The organism is Streptosporangium oxazolinicum (assembly GCF_039537505.1).
GTDB lineage: Bacteria > Actinomycetota > Actinomycetes > Streptosporangiales > Streptosporangiaceae > Streptosporangium > Streptosporangium oxazolinicum.
The window spans coordinates 91,162-105,461 of the sequence record NZ_BAABAQ010000004.1; the positions used below are offsets into that span (position 1 = coordinate 91,162).

11 protein-coding genes are annotated in these 14,300 nt (G+C 68.9%); 4 read left to right on the forward strand and 7 right to left on the reverse strand.

Annotated features, from left to right (window positions below):
- Positions 1-20 precede the first annotated feature (20 nt).
- Positions 21-1,940 carry a 1-deoxy-D-xylulose-5-phosphate synthase gene (gene dxs, locus ABD817_RS13370; RefSeq protein WP_344918187.1) on the reverse strand — a complete coding sequence of 640 codons (1,920 nt, stop codon included), beginning with the start codon at positions 1,938-1,940 and terminating at the stop codon, positions 21-23.
- 167 nt (positions 1,941-2,107) lie between these two features.
- Here dxs and ABD817_RS13375 point away from each other — a divergent pair, with 167 nt between their 5' ends.
- The 4 genes from ABD817_RS13375 (at position 2,108) to ABD817_RS13390 (ending at position 4,716) form a co-directional block, all read left to right on the forward strand.
- Complete coding sequence (locus ABD817_RS13375) at positions 2,108-2,977, forward strand: neutral zinc metallopeptidase (protein WP_344918188.1); 870 nt, start codon at positions 2,108-2,110, stop codon at positions 2,975-2,977.
- A gap of 157 nt (positions 2,978-3,134) precedes the next feature.
- Positions 3,135-3,629, forward strand: coding sequence for a neutral zinc metallopeptidase (locus ABD817_RS13380; RefSeq protein WP_344918189.1), 495 nt, complete (start codon positions 3,135-3,137; stop codon positions 3,627-3,629).
- Positions 3,630-3,641: 12 nt separating this feature from the next.
- Positions 3,642-3,926 (forward strand): neutral zinc metallopeptidase, encoded by a 285-nt coding sequence (locus tag ABD817_RS13385; RefSeq protein ID WP_344918190.1) that lies wholly within the window; start codon positions 3,642-3,644, stop codon positions 3,924-3,926.
- 274 nt (positions 3,927-4,200) lie between these two features.
- Entirely contained in the window at positions 4,201-4,716 is a 516-nt protein-coding gene (locus ABD817_RS13390) for a hypothetical protein (protein WP_344918191.1), read from the forward strand.
- Between the two features lie 218 nt (positions 4,717-4,934).
- Here ABD817_RS13390 and ABD817_RS13395 read toward each other — a convergent pair whose 3' ends face one another.
- The 6 genes from ABD817_RS13395 to ABD817_RS13420 all read right to left on the reverse strand — a co-directional run bounded on the left by ABD817_RS13395 (position 4,935) and on the right by ABD817_RS13420 (position 13,730).
- Entirely contained in the window at positions 4,935-6,143 is a 1,209-nt protein-coding gene (locus tag ABD817_RS13395; RefSeq protein WP_344918192.1) for an ROK family transcriptional regulator, read from the reverse strand.
- A 35-nt stretch (positions 6,144-6,178) separates the two neighbouring features.
- Positions 6,179-7,426 carry a sugar ABC transporter permease gene (locus ABD817_RS13400; protein ID WP_344918193.1) on the reverse strand — a complete coding sequence of 416 codons (1,248 nt, stop codon included), beginning with the start codon at positions 7,424-7,426 and terminating at the stop codon, positions 6,179-6,181.
- Positions 7,423-8,187, reverse strand: coding sequence for an ATP-binding cassette domain-containing protein (locus ABD817_RS13405; protein WP_344918194.1), 765 nt, complete (start codon positions 8,185-8,187; stop codon positions 7,423-7,425). Before ABD817_RS13405 ends, ABD817_RS13400 begins: the two co-directional genes overlap by 4 nt.
- Positions 8,188-8,382: 195 nt before the next feature.
- Positions 8,383-9,501 (reverse strand): sugar ABC transporter substrate-binding protein, encoded by a 1,119-nt coding sequence (locus ABD817_RS13410; RefSeq protein WP_344918195.1) that lies wholly within the window; start codon positions 9,499-9,501, stop codon positions 8,383-8,385.
- Positions 9,502-10,036: 535 nt separating this feature from the next.
- Entirely contained in the window at positions 10,037-12,808 is a 2,772-nt protein-coding gene (gene acnA, locus ABD817_RS13415; protein ID WP_344918196.1) for an aconitate hydratase AcnA, read from the reverse strand.
- A gap of 193 nt (positions 12,809-13,001) precedes the next feature.
- The gene (locus tag ABD817_RS13420; RefSeq protein WP_344918197.1) at positions 13,002-13,730 is read right to left on the reverse strand and encodes a metal-dependent hydrolase; all 729 of its coding nucleotides are present in this window, start codon (positions 13,728-13,730) and stop codon (positions 13,002-13,004) included.
- Between the last annotated feature and the right edge of the window lie 570 nt (positions 13,731-14,300).

The window sequence follows — 14,300 nt, forward strand, 5'->3', positions numbered from 1 at the left end:
GCGGACGCCGGGCGGCGCTGTCAGCGGGTCGGGTGGTTCTCCAGGACCGGGGAGCGCTTCGCGATCGCCTCGGTGATCTGGCGGGCGATGTCCTGCGAGGTCAGGCCGATCTCGCCGAGGATCTTCGGGCGCTTGGCGTGGTCGAGGAAGCGCTGCGGGATGCCGTACGTGCGGACCGGGACGTCCACGTCGGCGTCGCGCAGCATGCGGGCGACCGCGTCGCCGACCGCGCCCACCCGGCCGTTGTCCTCGACCACCACGACGAGCTTGTGGACGCGGGCGGCCGCGGTCAGGGCCTCGTCCAGGGGCTTGACCCAGCGCGGGTCGACCACCGTGGCGGAGATGCCCTGGGCGTCGAGCAGGTCGGCGGCCTCCATGCACAGTTCGGCCATCGGTCCCACGGAGACGAGCAGCACGTCGGGGTCGCCCGCGCGCAGCACGTCCATCTCGCCGAGGCGGCCGACCGCCTCGATCTCGGTGGCCACCGCCCCCTTGGGGTAGCGCACGACGCTCGGGCCGTCGTCGATCTCCACGGCCTCGGCGAGCAGCTCGCGCAGACGGGGCTCGTCGCGGGGGACGGCGATCGACAGGCCGGGGACGACCTGCAGGATCGACAGGTCCCACATGCCGTTGTGGCTGGCGCCGTCGTCGCCGGTGACGCCCGCCCGGTCGAGCACGACCGTGACGGGGAGCCGGTGCAGGGCGACGTCCATCAGGAGCTGGTCGAAGGCCCGGTTGAGGAAGGTGGCGTAGACGGCCACCACCGGGTGCAGGCCGCCGAGTGCCAGTCCGGCGGCGCTGGTCAGCGCGTGCTGCTCGGCGATGCCGACGTCGTAGAGGCGGTCGGGGTAGGCCTCGGAGAACGGGATCAGGCCGGTGGGGCCGAGCATCGCGGCGGTGATCGCCACGATGTCGCGCCGCTCCGCGCCCAGCCGCACCATCTCCTGGCCGAAGACGTTGGTCCAGCCGTGCGGCTTCGGCTTCTCCTCACCCGTGAGCGGGTCGAAGACGCCCGGCGAGTGGAAACAGTCCTCGTCGTGGTTCTCCGCCGGGGAGTAGCCGAAGCCCTTCTTGGTGAGCACGTGCACGATGACCGGGCGGCGGAAGTCGCGGGCCCTGCGCAGCGCGGCCTCCACGGCCTGCTCGTCGTGGCCGTCGACCAGCCCGATGTACTTCAGGCCGAGGTCCTCGAACATGACCTGCGGGGCCAGGACGTCCTTGAGGCCCTTCTTGACGCCGTGCAGGGCGTCGTAGACGGGGGCGCCGACCACCGGGACCCTGGTCAGGTTGCCCTTGACGAAGTCGAGCACGTCCTCGTAGCGCTGGTTCGTGCGCAGGGAGGCCAGGTGGGAGGCGAGGCCGCCGATGGTCGGCGAGTAGGAGCGGCCGTTGTCGTTGACCACGATGATCAGCGGCAGGTCTTTGCTCGCCGCGATGTTGTTGAGCGCCTCCCAGGCCATGCCGCCGGTGAGCGCCCCGTCCCCGATCACCGCGACGACCGTGCGGTCCGCCTCGCCGCGCAGCCGGTACGCCTTCGCCAGGCCGTCGGCGTACGACAGCGCGGTCGAGGCGTGGGAGTTCTCGATGATGTCGTGCTCGGACTCGGCCTGGCTCGGGTAGCCCGACAGGCCGCCCTCCTGACGGAGCGTGTCGAACCGCCCGGCCCGGCCGGTGAGCATCTTGTGGACGTACGCCTGGTGGCCGGTGTCCCACAGGATGCGGTCGTGAGGGGAGTCGAAGACCCGGTGCATCGCGATCGTCAGCTCGACGACGCCGAGGTTGGGACCCAGGTGGCCGCCGCTGCGGGCGGTGGAGGCGATCAGGAGATCCCTGATCTCGGCGGCGAGGACCGGTAGCTCGTCCGCCGCCAGGCGCTTGAGGTCCCCTGGGCCCTTGACCGATTCCAGAAGATTTCCAGGCTGCCCGGTCCGCTCGCTCACGGAATCATCCCCTCTGTCCAGTCAACGTCACGTCGAGTCTAGTTGCGATGGGGGACGCAACCCTCGGGGGCGGCGATTCTGCACGTTTTATCCACACTTGCAATAACCTTTGCCCCACCATGAAAACTCTCCCCTTTGGGCAACTATCATCGCTTGTTGCCGTCTCGTTGACGTTTGCCCTGGTGACGGGCCTGGGCACAGCCAGCGCGTCCGCCTCGCGGACCGCCGCGACCTCAGCCTCGCAGCAGGTCGCGCCGGTCACCGGGACGACGTCGGGCACGACCACCTCCGCCACCTCCGCCGGCTCCGCCGCTTCCGCCAGGGAGCAGGCGCCGCCGCGTGGCCGGGCCGCCGCGACGGCCAGCCCCCTCTACCGCACCGGCACCCTGCCCACCATGCGCTGCCAGGCCGGACAGATCCGCGCGGGGAGCGCGGCCTCCTACCGGACCTTCGTGACCAAGATCATCCGCTGCCTGAACCTGGCCTGGAAGACCCAGTTCAGGAAGACCAACCTGGCGTTCTCCCAGCCCAGGCTGCGTTTCTCCACCACCAAGGTGAACACCCCCTGCGGCCGGTGGCCCAGCAGCGCCGGGGGGCTGTACTGCTCCAGCAACCGCACCATCTACATCGGCGTCACGCGTGAGGTCCTGAAGAACGCCTTCCCGGCCAACCACGCCCAGTTCATCGCCCACGAGTACGGCCACCACGTGCAGCGCCTCGCGGGCATCATGGACTACTACGGCAGCAGCATCTGGCGCGCCTCCTCGTCCACCAAACTGGCCTTCTCCCGCCGCCTCGAACTGCAGGCCGACTGCCTTGGCTCCGCCTTCCTGCGCAAGATCTCCGAGGACCTGCCGGTCGAGCCCGCGCACTGGGACGCGATGGTCAGCTGGGTCAATGCCAACGGGCACAAGAACTGGCCCAAGAACGACCACGGCAAGGGCCGCAGCCAGGCCTACTGGATGGAGCGCGGTTACAACGCGGGCTCCCCGTCCGGATGCAACACCTGGACGGCCCCCTCCGGCCGCGTCGCCTGATCTTCGACACCGCCCACGCGCGCCCTCTCGCGTCCCCTGACCCCCTGACCCCCTGATTTCCTGATTTCCTGATTTCCGGCACGAACCCCGATATGCGGCCATGCTTCCCGAGCATGGCCGCATATCGGCTTTACCCCCCCTTCAACCTCCCCTGGGGTTGAGAATCATACGTATCCCCCTTATCGCACTGCTCTCCGGCGTGCTCGTGAGCACGCTGCTCACCGGGACGGCGGGCGCGGCGGTCACCACCGAGCGGCTCGCGCCGGTGCCCACGGGCAAGGCCGCCCTGACCGCCAACCCGATATACAAGACGGGCAAGCTCGAACCGGACGCCTGCCCGGAGCAGCCGGTCTACAACGACGACCTGGAGACCGCCGAGACCTATCTCAGCTTCGCCCCGGACTGCCTCAACGGGGGCTGGGAGTACCAGTTCTCCAAGACGAAGCCGCCGTTCTCCAAGCCCAGGTTCGCGGTCACCGCGCGCATCGGCGTCCCGACCGGCTGCGGCAGGTTCCCCAAGGGCGCCCAGGCGGTCCACTGCCCGGCGAACAAGAAGATCACCTTCTATCCCAGCAAGGGGATCCTCTCCCAGGCGATTGAGCTGCTCCTGTTCCAGACCCTGGCGCACGAGTGCGGCCACCACGTCCAGTAGCTCTCCGGGATCATGACGGCCTTCAACTCCCGGAAATACAGGAACGACAAGGAGGTGCTCGCCGAGCTGCGCAAGATCGAGCTCCAGGCCGAGTGCCTGAGCGTTGCCTTCATCGGCAGCATCTGGCCCTCCCTCAACCGTCGCGAGTCGGACTTCAGGTACGTCCTGAACGCCGCCTACAGCACGGCCACCCACGGCACGGCCAAGAACATCGCCTACCGAGTGACCCGCGGCTTCCAGCAGGAGACCCCCGGCTCCTGCAACACCTTCACCGCCCCCGAGTCCCGGGTCAGCTGACCCCCGACTCCCGCGACCACCCGCCGCCGCCCCACGGACGCGCGACGGGTGGTCGTTCTTTTCCACCCGGGGTGAGCCACGTCCTCCGGAAGGGGCAGGATCCATCCCCAACCGGCACGAGCGATCTCCCCCAAAACGCGACCACGAGTAGCGACGAGCTCATGACATTCAGTAACCTGGCGACGCCACCTGAACGACCCTCCCCGTGAGCGCCCTCCACGCCACGGAACCAGGCTCGGTCCCCCCGCTGGTACAAAGGCAAGGAGAAAGACGATTGGACACGACTGACATCCGCCTGCGCGTCCTGGAAACGGACGTCGCCGCGCTCCGCGTGCAGAGCCAGGAGAGCAAGGTGATCAACGCAGGCATCTTCGAGGTCCTGAACGACCTGCGAACGGTGACGACGAACCTCTGGACGGAGATGACCGAACTCCGCACGGAGATGACCGGATTCCGCGCGGAGATGACCGAACTCCGAACCGGGCAGGACGAACTCCGAACCGGGCAGAACAGCCTCCACGCGGAGATGACCGAACTCAGGGCCGGGCAGGACGAACTCCGAACCGGGCAGAACAGCCTCCGCGCGGAGATGACCGAACTCAGGGCCGGACAGGACGAACTCCGCGCTGAGATGCGCACCGGTCACGCCGAGCTCCGCGAGGAGATCTCGGTGGTCAAGCGCTCCGTCGGCAACCTCGAGCTCTCCATGAAGCGTGTCGAGGGCGACGTCGCCGAGCTCAAGGCCGGTCACGTCGAGCTGCGCCACGTGGTCGCCGGTCTCGTCAAGTAACAGTCCGCACCACCGTCGGCACCCACGACCTCGGGTGCCGACAGCGCGACGTCCCGCGAATCACCACGGAACGCCGGTCGTCCGAGAACACGGATCACCACGGAATGCGGGTCCCCCAGAACCCAGATCATCGCGGACCACGAATCATCGCGGAGCAGGGCATCCCCGCTCACACCCGCGAGGTGAGCCCCTCATCGTCGCCGGATGGCGCGGGAGGGTCAGGAGCCCGCGCGGGCGAGGACTTCCAGGGGGTCGGCGAGGACCTGGGAGAAGGCCAGTTCGGCGGCGCCGACGAGGGTGGCGTCGTCGCCGAGGGCCGAGGTGCGCAGGCGCAGCTGCTCGCGGCACGGGGGCAGGGCGTCGAGGGTGAGGCGGCTGCGGACCTGCGCGGCGGAGCCGAGGTAGATCTCCCTGAGCGTGCCCCCGAAGACGACCATTTCGGGGTTGAACAGGTTGACGAGGTTGGAGACGCCCAGGCCGAGCCAGTCGCCGACGCGGCTCAGGGCCGCCTGCGCGACGACGTCTCCCCGGTCGGCGGCGTCGACCACGGCGCGGACGGCGTCCCTGCCGACCCGGGAGCCGAAACGGCCCGCGGCCTCCAGGAGGGCGCGTTCCCCGACCTCCGCCTCCAGGCAGCCGTGCGAGCCGCACCCGCAGAGGCGGCCCTTGTCAGGGTTGACGATCATGTGCCCGACCTCGCCGCCGAAACCCAGGTGGCCGCCGAGCAGCTGGCCGTTGACGATCACTCCCCCGCCGATGCCGACGTCGCCGTGGAGATAGACGAGGTCGCGGCAGCCGACGCCGACGCCCCGGGTCTGCTCGGCGAGGGCGGCGAGGTTGGCGTCGTTGCCGACGGTGACCGGCAGGCCGAAGGCGAGCCGGCGGGTCATCTCGTCGGCGAACGGCACGTCGTCCACGGTGACCATGTTGGGCCCGAACCTGATCACCCCGTCGCCTCGGCCCACTCCCCCGGAGAAGGCCGCCGCCACCCCGACGCACACCGTGTCGGGCCGTGTCCTGCGGTGCATCTGCCGGGCGAAGGCGGCGAGCGGGCCGACGATCTCCTCCAGCGAGAAGTCCCCGCGCCGCCGTACCGTCTCGCGGCGGTCGAGGATGGTGCCGCCCAGGCCGACGCGGGCGGCGACCAGCCGGTCGACGCCCACGTCGAGGGCGAACACGTAGACCCGCGCCGACTCGGGGCGGACCACCAGGGACGGACGCCCGGCTCTGCCCGTCTCCCTGGGGAGTTCCTCCCTGACCAGCCCGGCGGCGGTCAGGTCGGCGGTGAGGGCCATGATGGTGCTGCGGTTGAGGCCCATCCGGTTGGTGAGCTCCGCACGCGAGGTGGGCCCGCTCAGATGGACGTGCCGGAGCAGGGCCCCAAGGTTGTGACGCCTGATCTCCTCTTGGGAGGGGCCTGCCCGCATGGCGTGGTGTTCCTTCGGTGAATCGGAGTCGCTGATCACCTTAGACCAGTGGCGGCCGCCCGCTTGCGGGACAGCGCGTCCACCATGGCGGCCAGCAACAGCACCGAACCGGTCACCATGAACTTCACACCGGAGCTGTAGCCCATCAGGCCCATGCCGTTCTCGATGACCGCGACCACGGCACCGCCGAGGATGGCGTCCAGCACCCGGCCCTTGCCGCCGAACAGGCTGGTGCCGCCGATGACGGCGGCGCCGACCGCGTAGAGCAGCACGTTGCTGCCGCCGGTGTTGGGGTCGACGGAGCTGGCCCGCGAGGCGGCGATGACGCCGCCGACGGCGGCCATGGAGGAGCAGATCACGAAGGCGCTGATCTTCATCCGGTCGACGTTGATGCCCGCCCGGCGCGCGGCCTCGGCGTTGCCGCCGACCGCGTACAGGTGGCGCCCGTACGCCGTGCGGCGGAGCACGAACGTCAGGATCAGCAGCAGGACCACGATGATGGGCACCACGAGCGGCACGCCCGCCAGGGAGACGACGGCGGCGTTGCGGCTGCGCTCGATGTTGAGGAAGTAGACGGCGAGGCCGCCGAGCAGCGCGAGGGCGCCGACCCTGACCGCGATGAGCGAGATCGGGTCGGCGGTCAGGCCCCGGGCGGCACGCTTCTGGGAGCGCAGCAGCTGGAGCCCGGCGTAGGCGGCGACGCCCACGGCCAGCAGGATCCAGCCCAGCGTGGGCGGGAGGTTCTTGTTCGCGATCGAGAGGATGGTCTCGTCACGGATGGCGACGATGGTGCCGCCCTTGACGAGCAGCAGGACCAGTCCCTGGAAGGCCAGGAAGGCCGCGAGCGTCACCACGAACGACGGGATGCCGAGTTTCGCGACGATGGAGCCGATCGCGGTGCCGATCACCACCCCGGTGAGGATCGCCGTGCCCACCGCCACGTACCAGGGCAGCCCCTGGTCGCTGAGCATGATCGCGAGCACCGCGGCGCAGACGCCGCTGGCGTAACCCGCCGACAGGTCGATCTCACCGAGGAGCAGCACGAAGACCAGGCCCATCGCGATCACGGTGACCGCGGCGCCCTGGGTGAAGAGGTTGGCGAAGTTTCCCGAGGTCAGGAAGGCGGGCCTCAGGATGGCGAAGATCGTGCAGAGCACCACGAGGCCGAACACCGCGGGCAGCGCGCCCATGTCGCCGCCGCGTACCCTCTCGGCGTAACCTCGGACGTTCGTCCTGATCGAGGGTGCCTCGTGCACGGTCTTCGGTGAAATCGTGGCGGTCATACGGTGACTCCGTTGGTGAGGCCGAGGTCCCCGCTGCGGCCAGAGGTGATCAGTTCGACGACCTGCGCGTGGGTGACGTCCGAGGTTTTGACCTGGGCGGCCATCCGGCCCAGGTAGAGGGTGGCGATCCGGTCGGACACCGCGAAAACATCGTTCATGTTGTGCGAGATGAGGACGACGGCCAGGCCCTGGTCGGCCAGGCGCCGGACGAGTTCCAGCACCTGCGCCGTCTGGGCGACGCCGAGGGCGGCGGTCGGCTCGTCGAGGATGACGACCTTGCTGTTCCACAGCACGGCCTTGGCGATGGCCACCGTCTGGCGCTGGCCGCCGGACAGGCTGGCGACGAGCTGGCGGATGGACTTGACGGTCCTGACCGACAGGCTCTCCAGGGTCCTGGCCGCCATCTCCTCCATCGTGTCCTCGTCGAGGACGATGCCGCGCCTGTGCTCGCGGCCGAGGAACATGTTCTGGACGATGTCGAGGTTGTCGCAGAGCGCGAGGTCCTGGTAGACGATCTCGATGCCCAGGTCGGCCGCGTCGCGCGGGCTGCCGATCTGGACGGGCTTGCCGTCGAAGAAGTACTCGCCGGAGTCGATCGGGTGGATGCCGCCGACACACTTGACGAGGGTGGACTTGCCTGCGCCGTTGTCGCCGACCAGCGCGGTCACCTCTCCGGCGTACGCGGAGAGGGAGACGTCGTGCAGGACCTGTACGGGACCGAAACTCTTGTCGATCCCGCGGAGTTCCAGTGCGGGGGTCATGGGGTTGTGCTCCCTGTGTTCATTTCGCGCGGCGAAGCTCGCGCGGGTCGGGCGCCTGCGGGCGGCGTCCTGCCCTGTCGCCGTCGCCGGGAGACGCTCACCTGCCGCGTCTCCCGGCGTCACAGGGTGGGGTGTGCCGCGATCGAGCGCGAGGGCGCGGCCGGCCGGGGGACGACCGGCCGCGCCCTCCACGCCCTACTGGATTCCGGCCTCGGTGCACTTGGCGGCGAACTCGCCGGTGCACAGCTCGTCCTTGGTCACGAAGCCGTCGGCGACGACGTCCTTGACGCTGTCGAAGAAGATCGGCTGCGGGTCGAGGAGGACGGCGGGCACGTCGGCGCCGCTCTCGGTGTCCTTGACCGTCCCGGTCGCCGCGGGCTTCTCGCCCTTGGCCAGGCCGATGGCGAGCGCGGACGCCGCGTCGGCCTCCTTCTTGATCGCCTTGTAGACCGTCATGCACTGGTCGCCGGCGAGGATGTTCTGCAGGCCCTGCACGGTGGCGTCCTGGCCGGTGACCGGGACCTTACCGTTCAGGCTGTTCTTCTTGAGGACCGAGATGGCGGCGTTGCCGAGACCGTCGTTGGCGGCCAGGACGCCGGCGATCTTCGGCTGCTCGGTGAGCATCTGCTCGAAGATCGTGCCCGCCTGGGCGTTGTCCCAGTCGGGGACCGACTGGTCGGGACCCTTGACGTAGTCGCCGGAGTCGTACTTGGCCTTGAGCACACCGTCGTAGCCGTTCTTGAACAGCGTGGCGTTGTTGTCGGTCGGCGAGCCGTTGAGCTCGGCGACGATCGGCTTCTCGGCCTTCTTGTCGGTCAGGCACTTCACCAGGCCCTCACCCTGCAGGGTGCCGACCTTGGTGTTGTCGAAGCTGACGTAGTACTGGGCGCCGCCGTTGAGGGTGAGGCGGTCGTAGTCGATGGTGGCCACGCCCTGCGCCTTGGCCTTGTCGAGCACGGCCTTGCCGGTGCCGCTGTCAAGGTTGACGATCATCAGGACCGTGGCCCCGTTGGTGATCATCTGGTCGGCGATGGTCTGGAACTGGGTCTTGTCGCCCTGGGCGTTCTGGATGTCGTAGGCGACACCCGCGGCCTTGAAGGCCTCTTCCAGGTACTTGCGGTCCGCGGTCTCCCAGCGGGCGGAGGACTTGCTGTCGGGAAGGATGACGCCCACCTTGCCCGCGGCGGCCGCCGTGCTCTCGGCGGGGGCCGCACTGGTCTGGGCACCGGTGTCAGGGTTGTCGCTCCCGCAAGCGGTGAGGCCGAGGGTCATCGCCGCGGCGGCGGCGGTAAGGCTGAGGATCCCCTTGCGCATGGTGCACGGGTCCTTTCTTCGAAAGTGGGGGGTACGGACGTGCGGCATGCCGAATTCGCGGGTACGGCTGTGCCGGGTCTCGGCTCACCGTTCCGTTGAATGTTGTTTGCGGCAACGTATTCCGCCGTTGGCCTGGAGCGCCAGACCCCTCAGAGGTAAAGTTTGTTGTGGCCGGTAACAATCCAGAAACGCGCTCTTAACCACCTCGGGGCCATCCGGCCCTTTACCCTCCCGATACCCCCGCCGCTCCGGGGATCGCGGCTCTGACCTGCCCGTTTCCGGCGCGGTACGGCGCTCTTTCACCCGGCCGCGGCCCCTTTCCCCCGCGACGCCCCCCGGAAACCCCGGCGGCTCCGCGATCTCGGTGCCCCCGGGTCCCGGCCCTCTCGAAAGCTCCTGGAAACCCCGCCGCTCGGTGTCCTCGAAAAGCCTGGAAAACACGGAACCGCCCGGCGGGATGGTGTCCCACCGGGCGGTTCTCGTCTGGGGTGTGCCCCCATGCGGGCGAGGCTTACGTGCGGCCCCGCCCCCCTGCTCAGCTCTTGGCGAGCAGGGAGCGCAGGACGTACTGCATGATGCCCCCGTGCCGGTAGTAGTCGGCCTCTCCGGGGGTGTCGATGCGCACGACCGCCTGGAACTCCTTGCCGTCGGCCCTGACCGTCACGGTCCGCGGGACGCCGCCCTCGTTGAGGGCCTCGACGCCGACGACGTCGAAGGTCTCCTCGCCGGTCAGGCCCAGCGACCGCGCCGTCTCCCCCTCGGGGAACTGCAGCGGCAGCACGCCCATGCCGATCAGGTTGGAGCGGTGGATGCGCTCGTAGGACTCGGCGATGACGGCGCGGACGCCGAGCAGCGCGGTGCCCTTGGCCGCCCAGTCGCGCGAGGAGCCCGAGCCGTACTCCTTGCCGGCCAGGACCACGAGCGGGATGCCGGCGGCCTGGTAGTTGGCCGAGGCGTCGTAGATGAAGGACTGCGGGCCGCCCTCGACGGTGAAGTCGCGGGTGTAGCCGCCCTCCACGCCGTCGAGCAGCAGGTTCTTCAGCCGGATGTTGGCGAAGGTGCCGCGGATCATGACCTCGTGGTTGCCCCGGCGCGAGCCGTAGGAGTTGAAGTCCTTGACCCCGACGCCGTGCTCCTTCAGGTAGTCAGCGGCGGGGGTGCCGACCTTGATGGCGCCCGCCGGGGAGATGTGGTCGGTGGTGACCGAGTCGCCCAGCTTCGCGAGCACCCGGGCCCCGGAGATGTCGGTCACCGGCTCCGGCTCGGACGGCATGCCCTCGAAGTAGGGGGCCTTGCGGACGTACGTCGAGTCCGGGTCCCACTCGAAGGTGTTGCCGGTCGGGATCGGCAGCGAACGCCAGGTCTCGTCACCCTTGAACACGTCGGCGTAGTCGTGCAGGAACATCTCCTGGTCGATCGAGGAGGCGACGACCGCCGCGATCTCCTCGGGCGCCGGCCAGATGTCGGCGAGGAACACCGGCTCGCCGTCCGAGCCCGTCCCCAGCGGCTCGGTGTTCAGGTCGAGGTCCATGGTGCCCGCGAGGGCGTAGGCGACGACCAGCGGCGGCGAGGCCAGGTAGTTCATCTTGACGTCGGGGTTGATCCGGCCCTCGAAGTTGCGGTTGCCCGACAGCACGGCGGTGACCGCGAGGTCGTTCTCCTGGATGGCGGCGGAGATCTCCTCCTGCAGCGGGCCCGAGTTGCCGATGCAGGTGGTGCAGCCGTAGCCGACCAGGTTGAAACCGATCTTGTCGAGGTACGGCTGCAGGCCGGAGCGCTCGAAGTAGCCGGTGACGACCTGCGAGCCGGGGGCGAGGGAGGTCTTGACCCACGGCTTGCGGGTCAGGCCCTTCTCGACCGCGTTCCTGGCGAGCAGCGCGGCGCCCATCATGACGTACGGGTTGGAGGTGTTGGTGCAGCTGGTGATCGCGGCGATGGTCACCACGCCGTGGTCGATCTCGAAGTCGGTGCCGTCGGCGAGGGTGACCCGCACGACCTTGTGCGGGCGCTCGCCGTTGAGACCGGCCGGGTGCGGCTTGTCGCCGTTGCCCTGACGGGAGACCGCCGGGGGGTCGGAGGCGGGGAACGACTCACCGGACGCCTCGTCGAGCGGGCCCTGCTCGCTCGACACGTAGTCCTTGACGGCCGCGCGCCAGGCGCTCTTGGCGTCCGACAGCGCGATGCGGTCCTGGGGCCGCTTGGGACCGGCGATCGACGGGACGACCGTGGACAGGTCCAGCTCGATGTACTCGGAGAAGACCGGCTCCTCGGCCTCGGGGTCGAGCCACATGCCCTGGGCCTTGGCGTAGGCCTCGACCAGGGCGACCTGCTCGGCGGGGCGGCCGGTCAGCGTGAGGTAGTCGGTCGTCTGGCCGTCGATCGGGAAGATCGCGCAGGTCGAGCCGAACTCGGGGCTCATGTTGCCGATCGTGGCCCGGTTGGCCAGCGGCACGCTGGAGACGCCGTCGCCGTAGAACTCCACGAACTTGCCGACGACGCCGTGCTTGCGGAGCATCTCGGTGATCGTGAGGACCAGGTCGGTGGCGGTGGCCCCGGCGGGGAGCCTGCCGGTCAGCTTGAAGCCGACCACGCGCGGGATGAGCATGGAGATCGGCTGGCCGAGCATCGCGGCCTCGGCCTCGATGCCGCCGACGCCCCAGCCCAGGACGCCGATGCCGTTCTCCATGGTGGTGTGGGAGTCGGTGCCGACGCAGGTGTCGGGGTACGCCTTCCCGTCGCGGACCATCACGACGCGGGCGAGGTGCTCGATGTTGACCTGGTGCACGATGCCGGTGCCCGGCGGGACGACCTTGAACTCGTCGAAGGCGGTCTGGCCCCAGCGCAGGAACTGGTAGCGCTCGCGGTTGCGCTCGTACTCCCTGTCGACGTTGCGCTGGAAGGAGTCGTTCCCACCGAAGAAGTCGACGATGACCGAGTGGTCGATGACCATCTCGGCCGGGGCGAGCGGGTTGATCCTGGCGGGGTCGCCGCCGAGGTCGCGGACGGCCTCGCGCATGGTCGCCAGGTCGACGACGCACGGGACGCCGGTGAAGTCCTGCATGATCACGCGGGCCGGCGTGAACTGGATCTCCACGTTCGGGGCGGCCTCCGGGTCCCACTGGCCGATCGCGCGGATGTGGTCGGCGGTGATGTTCGCGCCGTCCTCCGTACGGAGCAGGTTCTCCAGAAGGATCTTCAGGCTGTACGGGAGACGCCCCGAGCCCTCCACGGCGTCCAGCCGGTAGATCTCGTATCCCGCGTCACCGACGCGGAGCGTGTCACGGCTGCCAAAGCTGTTCGCGGACACGGGTCGCCTCCCTCATCACCTGATGTCTGGCGCGCCGGCACAAAGGGCGCGATTGAATCCTGCCGCACCGCCCGAGCGCCCTGACCTGTTAGGTCTGCCTAACTTCCAGGTCACTCAGCACATGTTGCAGCGGATGTCTCGACATCAAGATATCCCTCCGGGTATCTCGACATCAAATTACTCACCAGTATGATCACTGTGGAGCGAGACGGAGGTACAGCAGCCCGAGAACGACGACGGAAAGCACCGGGGCGAGGAACTTCTGCTCGAAGGCGCGGCCCGTCTTGATGCCGATCTTCCACGGCAGCAGCCACTTCTGCCGCATCGGCCAGAGCACCGGGCAGCCCTTCTCGGTGCAGCAGTCACCCAGGACATGGGTGACACAACCGATCGCGACCGCCAGCCCCAGCCAGGCGTATTCCACATTGTCGCTGCGGAACACCACGAACAGCCCGGCCGTCATGCCGATGTTGAGCATCGCCGAGGCGAACTTCTTGCCCGGGATGCCGATGCCGATCGACCGCAGCGCCAGGCCGATGAGCAGGATCACCAGGATGTCGCGGCCGATCGGATAGGTGTTGGCCAGGTAGTGCGCGCCGAAGCCCATGCCGATCGCGAACGCCAGCGAGTGGGTGGCGTTGCGGTGTCCCCCGGCGAGCCACGAGACCGCCTTGCTCAGAGCCCAGGTGACCGGCCCGAACGTCTGCGCGATCGTCGCACTCGGATGGTCGAGGTCCGGCAGCATCGCGGCACCGGCGCAGATGATGGCCCCGGCGACGAACTCGGCCGGATTGAGCGCGTTGACCATGACACCGGTCTCGATGAACCTGGACGTCTCGGTCAGCAGGGGCAGCGCGGCCAGCGCGGGAGCCACCCCCAGCCAGACAATCGCACCCGTTAGCGCGTGCGTATGCCCCATCATCGGTCAAACACCCCCATCAAGATCACCCCGGGAGACTGTACGTCAAAGCCTCCCCCTGATGGAGGACCGTGCCATTTCACCCCATCGGCGTGTCGCGGGGGCGGGATGGCCCCGGCGCGCGAGCGCTGATCGTTTCCAGCCGGTTCCAGGGTCGCCCGAGGGCGACGACGGTCCGCTTCGATCTCCCCGTCCCTTCACGAAAAGGTGACTGCCATCCGCATCTTCCTATGAATGCGGAACGGATGGAACGGGCGAATGGTGCCTGGGACGTCGACCGGGAGGCGTCGCCTCGGGAAGCCCTCCGGGCGTCTTCACCGGCGGGCCGGGACGCGCATCCGGGAGGGTCGCGATCAAGCGGGGACGTGCGGAAACGACAGACGGGACCGTTCCGCACCGAAAGCACCCCCCAGCCCTTCCGGTGCGGAACGAATCCCGTCCACGTCCTTTGTAACGTGCAGGTCTCAGCACTTGTTCCAGAATCCGGCAAGAATTACGTGATCTGCCTCACTTCTACGTAGGGTAACGAATTTTCACTCTCGGTGACGGGCCGCGAAAGGGGCCCGGAGGGCG

Bases quoted from the DNA above. Each gene is read 5' to 3' on its own strand.
- ABD817_RS13385 (WP_344918190.1), top strand. From the start codon at position 3,642: ATGACGGCCTTCAACTCCCGGAAATACAGGAACGACAAGGAGGTGCTC.
- ABD817_RS13395 (WP_344918192.1), bottom strand. From the start codon at position 6,143: ATGCGGGCAGGCCCCTCCCAAGAGGAGATCAGGCGTCACAACCTTGGG.
- ABD817_RS13400 (WP_344918193.1), bottom strand. From the start codon at position 7,426: ATGACCGCCACGATTTCACCGAAGACCGTGCACGAGGCACCCTCGATC.
- ABD817_RS13405 (WP_344918194.1), bottom strand. From the start codon at position 8,187: ATGACCCCCGCACTGGAACTCCGCGGGATCGACAAGAGTTTCGGTCCC.
- ABD817_RS13410 (WP_344918195.1), bottom strand. From the start codon at position 9,501: ATGCGCAAGGGGATCCTCAGCCTTACCGCCGCCGCCGCGGCGATGACC.
- ABD817_RS13420 (WP_344918197.1), bottom strand. From the start codon at position 13,730: ATGATGGGGCATACGCACGCGCTAACGGGTGCGATTGTCTGGCTGGGG.